The following is a 6260-nucleotide window of genomic DNA, read 5'->3' on the forward strand; positions in this document are numbered from 1 at the left end:
CAATGAAATTATTTACATACATAGGTATATTTTGCTGCATGCTCCTGGGGGCATGCAGCTCTGTATCTGTATCCCCAAGGGAAAAGATATGTTTCAATGACAACTGGTCATTCTCTCTGAGTGACAATCCCAAAGCATCAGAAACAGATTTCGATGATGAGGAATGGAGAGTATTAAACCTTCCTCACGATTGGGCCATAGAAGGTGATTTCAGTAAGGACAATCCATCGGGAACAGGCGGTGGCGCTTTACCTGGAGGAACAGGTTGGTACAGAAAAACATTTATCCCAAGTAATGAAGATTCCGACAAGATAATAAGAATAGATTTTGACGGTATATATATGAACAGTGAAGTGTTCATAAACGGCCAATCATTGGGTAAACGTCCATACGGCTATATCTCATTCGGTTACGACATAACTCCATATCTGAAATGGAATGAAAAGAATGTAATAGCAGTCCGTGTAGATAACTCAGAACAACCGAATTCCAGATGGTATTCAGGATGTGGTATATACAGAAATGTATGGTTGACCAAAACAAGCCCTGTACATGTTGACGAATGGGGAACTTATGTCACAACTTCTGAAATCAGTAACAACAATGCGACTTTAAACATTGTGACCACAGTACAAAACTCAGGCAATAACAATGAAACAGTAACCCTGAAATCTATACTGAACGATATGGATGGCTCAGTTGTTGCCGAGACGGAATCATCTGTTTCTGTTGTTGCAGGACAGAAATCCGATATAAGCCACACCCTGAATATCTCATCACCTAAATTATGGGATATAGATAATCCGTATTTGTACTCCCTCGTCACAGAAGTTATCAAAGACGGCAAATGTATTGACAGATACACCACAACCACGGGAGTACGTAATTTCAAGTTTGATGCCGAAAAAGGATTTATTCTGAACGGCAAACAGACTAAAATTAATGGTGTGTGTATGCACCACGACCTTGGATGTCTGGGAGCTGCCGTAAATACCAGAGCTATAGAAAGACAGTTGCAGATTCTGAAAGAGATGGGATGCAACGGTATCCGCTGTTCACACAATCCGCCTGCACCTGAATTGCTTGACTTATGCGACAAGATGGGATTCATTGTAATGGACGAGGCATTCGACATGTGGCGCAAGAAAAAGACTTCGCACGACTATGCAAAATACTTCAATGAATGGCATGAAAAAGATCTTCGTGATTTTATATTACGCGACCGCAACCATCCTTCCATATTCGTATGGAGTATAGGCAACGAAGTGTTGGAGCAATGGAGCGATGCAAAAGCGGATACTCTATCATTGGAAGAAGCTAACCTTATACTTAATTTCGGACACTCTGCAGACATGTTGGCTAAAGACGGAGAAATGAGTGTAAACTCACTTCTGACAAAAAAGCTTGCAGATTTCGTTAGGGAACTTGACCCTACACGTCCGGTTACAGCAGGATGCAATGAACCTAATCCCGGAAACCACCTGTTTAAATCAGGGGCCCTTGACATAATAGGATACAACTATCATAACGCCAACATCCCTGACGTTCCAAAGAACTTCCCAGGCAAACCTTTCATTATTACTGAAAGTAATTCTGCTCTGATGACAAGAGGATACTACCGTATGCCTAGTAATGAGATGTTCATATGGCCTGAACGTTGGGACAAACCTTTCTATGATAAAAGTTTCTCATGTTCTTCATATGATAACTGCCATGCTCCATGGGGTAACCCTCACGAGGAAAACATAAAACTGGTAAGAAACAATGATTTTATCAGCGGACAGTACATCTGGACAGGATTTGACTATATAGGCGAACCTACTCCATACGGATGGCCAGCAAGAAGTTCTTACTTTGGAATCGTCGATCTGGCAGGTTTCCCTAAAGACGTTTATTATCTGTATCAGGCAGAATGGACAAACAAACAAGTACTGCACCTGTTCCCTCACTGGAACTGGACTGAAGGACAGGAAATAGATATGTGGTGCTACTACAACAATGCCGATGAGGTTGAACTTTTCATAAATGGCGAGTCGCAAGGAATACGCAGTAAAGACGAGGACAACCTGCACGTGGTATGGAGGGTTAAGTTCATACCAGGTACTGTTAAGGTCGTTGCAAGAAAGAATAGCTACATTATTGCTGAAAAAGAAATACATACAGCCGGAACTCCACATAAGATAAGACTTACTCCTGACAGAGATATCATAACAGCGGACGGAAAGGATTTGAGTTTTGTCACTGTGGAAGTGCTGGATAAAGACAATAATTTATGTCCTATTTCTGAAAATCTTATTAATTTTGAAGTTAAAGGTAATGCTTTCATTGCCGGTGTTGACAATGGTTGCCAGACATCAATGGAACGTTTCAAGGACAATAAACGCAAGGCATTTAACGGAAAATGTCTGGTAGTATTACAGAATAACGGAGAAAAAGGAACAGCCACATTAACGGCAAAATCCAATGGTTTGGAAAGCTCAACAATAGAAATCAAATCAAAATAAATATATAACCATGAAAAATACATTTATTACAACAGGTCTATTGGCTTTGTCATATATAGCAACAAACGCACAGAACAACATACCTGTATATCTGGATGACAAACAGCCTATAGAGTTAAGGATAGAGGACGCATTAAAACGTATGACTCTTGAGGAAAAAACACATTTAAGCTACGCACAGGGAAAGTTCAGTTCTCCGGGTTGCCCTCGTTTGGGTATTCCTGAGCTTTGGATGAGCGACGGCCCTCATGGTGTACGTGCAGAAATAAACTGGAATGACTGGGGTTACGCAGGATGGACAAGCGACAGCTGTACAGCCTTTCCGGCATTGACCTGTCTTGCAGCCAGCTGGAATACAACTCTTGCAGCCGATTATGGTAAAGCTATTGGTGAAGAAGCAAGGTATCGTGAGAAGGATGTACTGCTCGGCCCTGGAGTAAATATCTATCGTACTCCCTTGAACGGACGTAACTTTGAATACCTGGGTGAGGATCCTTATCTGGCAGCCGAATTATGTGTGCCATATATCCAGGGAGTTCAAAAGAACGGTGTGGCAGCTTGTGTAAAGCACTACGCACTGAATAATCAGGAACTATGGCGTGGACATATCGATGTACAGTTGAGCGACAGAGCCCTACGCGAAATATATCTTCCTGCCTTCCAGGCTGCAGTTGAGAGAGGTGGAGTATGGAGCATAATGGGAGCATACAACAAAGTAAGAGGAACTCATGCGACACATCACAAACTGCTCAACAACGACATTCTGAAAGGTGAATGGAAATTCGACGGATGTGTAATTACCGACTGGGGAGCTGCACACGACACATACGAAGCAGCAATGTACGGGCTTGATATAGAAATGGGGTCATATACCAACGGGCTGACTTCAGAGTCTGAATTCGGTTATGACGATTACTATCTTGGAAAGAATTACCTGCAGATGGTAAAGGACGGAAAAATTCCAATGGAAGTTGTAAATGAAAAAGCGGCACGCGTATTAAGACTTATATTCCGCACAGCCATGAACAGAGAAAAGCCTTTCGGTTCAATTACAAGCGAAGAACATTACAAAACTGCATACAACATTGCTACCGAGGGAATAGTGCTTCTCAAGAACAAATCATCAAAGAAAGCTCCCGCACTTCTTCCGATAGATATGAACAAATATAATAAGGTACTTGTGGTCGGCGATAATGCTGTGAGAAATCTTATGGCAGGAGGAGGTTCGTCAGAGCTGAAACCAAAACTTGTTGTGACTCCACTTGACGCACTTAAAAAAGAGTTCGGAACAAAAATAGAATTTGCTCAAGGATATATGGCAGGAAGACCTATGTACGGAAATGAAGAAGTCATTCCACAGGCTACTATGGATTCACTGCGTAATGATGCTGTACAAAAAGCAGGTAAAGCAGATCTGGTAATTTTCATCGGAGGTCTAAACAAGAATCATTTCCAAGATTGTGAAGGTGGAGACAGAAAGACATTCGGTCTCCCATTCGGACAAGATGAATTAATCGAAGAAATGATGAAGGTAAACAAGAATATCGTGGTAGTTATAACAAGCGGTAACGCAGTAGAAATGCCATGGGAAAAAGAAGTACCTTCAATAGTACAATCATGGTATCTTGGTTCTATAGGCGGATCAGCATTGGCTGATGTCCTTACTGGAAAAGTAAATCCTAGCGGCAAACTTCCTTTCTCTTATCCTGTAAAACTGGAAGACTGTCCGGCACACTATTATGGCGAAATGAGTTACCCTGGCGATAGTATCAAACAGGAATATAAGGAAGACATCCTCGTAGGCTACCGTTGGTATGATACTAAAAACATAAAGCCTCTGTACTCATTCGGCCACGGTATCAGCTATACCACTTACGCCTATTCAAAACCTTCTATTTCAGGAAAATCAATATCTGAAAACGGAGAACTGACAATATCTGTCAAAGTAAAGAATACTGGTAAAGTTAAAGGTAAAGAAACCGTGCAGCTATATATAGGAGACGAAAAATGCAGTCTTCTACGCCCTGAAAAAGAGCTGAAAGGTTTCTGCAAGGTTGAACTTGCTCCAAACGAAGAAAAAGAAGTCAAGTTCACCATTGACGCTAATGACTTGAAGTTTTTTAATGACAAGACCCAGAAATGGACAGTAGAATCCGGAAAATTCAAAGCTTATGTTGCTGCGGCTTCTGATGATGTACGAGGCGTTTTAGAGTTCGAATATAAATAAAAAACTATAAATTACTTAAACCTATTACACATGAACAAATATTTACTATTCTGTACACTTGCTTTATCATGTTCTCTCCTGTCAGCACAACAGGCAACTGTCACAGGACCTGACAAAAACTTAAAAGTAGATATATCTGTAAAATCAGGTAAACCATTTTACAGTGTTACTTATAAGAATAATATAATTCTAGAAAATTCTCCGCTTGGATTTATTACCGATATAGGTGATTTCAGTAATAACATATCTTACGTGGAACAAAAATCATCTTCAATCAATAAGACCTATGTTCAAGACAGAATAAAGCATTCGGTCATAAAATATAATGCAAACGAATTGAAGATTACATTCTGTAATGCAGATAAACATCCTTTCGATGTGGTATTCAGAGTCAGCAATAATGACATAGCTTTCCGATATGAGATACCACAACATGGTGAAAGAGCTTCCATTGTAATGAAATCTGAAACTACCGGCTTTGATTTTCCAGAAAACACCACTACTTTCATTTGCCCTCAAAGTAAACCTATGGTTGGATGGAAAAGAGCAAGACCAAGCTACGAAGAAGAATATAAACCGGACGAACCGATATCTACTCCATCACAATTTGGCGAAGGATACACTTTCCCGTGTCTTTTCCATATAGGAAACAACTGGGCACTGGTATCAGAAACCGGAGTAAGAAGCAAATATTGTGCTTCACATCTTAGCGATGCCAGTGATAATGGACTTTATACAATAACATTCCCTAATGAAAACGAAATGAACGGACTTGGAAGTTCTACACCTGGACTAGCCCTTCCTGGAGAAACTCCATGGCGTACAATAACCGTTGGAGACAACTTAAAACCAATTGTAGAAACAACAGTTCCTTTTGATGTTGTTGAACCATTGTACGAACCTTCACAGAAATATGAATTCGGACGTTCCACTTGGAGCTGGATTGTATGGCAAGACCCAAGCATTAACTATGATGACCAGATAAAATTTATAGATCTTGCCGCACAAATGGGATATGAATTTACACTCATTGACGGTGGATGGGAGACAAACATAGGACGCAAACGAATGGAAGAACTTTTCAAATATGCCCAAAGCAAAGGCGTAGGAGTATTTGTATGGTACAACTCTAACGGATATTGGAATGATGCCCCACAATGCGCCAAACAGTGCATGAGCAACTCTATAGACCGCAAGCGTGAAATGAAATGGCTACAGGAATGTGGTGTAAAAGGGCTTAAAGTAGATTTCTTCGGAGGAGACAAACAACAGATGATGGGGTTATATGAAGACATTCTAAGCGATGCTAATGACCATGGACTTATGATAATATTCCACGGTTGTACCATCCCTCGCGGATGGGAAAGAATGTTCCCTAACTATGTAGGAAGTGAAGCTGTTCTTGCATCAGAGAACTTGATTTTTAAGTAACTATTCAAAATTAATTTTATACATATGAGTAATTCACAAATAAGTTCGTACCTACAGATGCCAGTGCCCTGTTTGTACAATAGAAAAGCGAGTCCTTA

General features: G+C 40.6%; 2 protein-coding genes and 1 pseudogene. All 3 read left to right on the forward strand.

Annotated features, from left to right (window positions below):
• Positions 1-2: 2 nt before the first annotated feature.
• A complete protein-coding gene (locus OCV82_RS14580) occupies positions 3-2504 on the forward strand; it encodes a glycoside hydrolase family 2 TIM barrel-domain containing protein (RefSeq protein ID WP_154045083.1) in 2502 nt (833 codons plus the stop codon).
• Between the two features lie 10 nt (positions 2505-2514).
• Positions 2515-4731 carry a beta-glucosidase gene (locus tag OCV82_RS14585; protein WP_154045084.1) on the forward strand — a complete coding sequence of 739 codons (2217 nt, stop codon included), beginning with the start codon at positions 2515-2517 and terminating at the stop codon, positions 4729-4731.
• 30 nt (positions 4732-4761) lie between these two features.
• A pseudogene (locus tag OCV82_RS14590) lies at positions 4762-6159 on the forward strand (glycoside hydrolase family 97 N-terminal domain-containing protein); the annotation flags it as partial.
• Between the last annotated feature and the right edge of the window lie 101 nt (positions 6160-6260).

Source organism: Bacteroides cellulolyticus, from assembly GCF_025567135.1.
GTDB lineage: Bacteria > Bacteroidota > Bacteroidia > Bacteroidales > Bacteroidaceae > Phocaeicola > Phocaeicola cellulolyticus.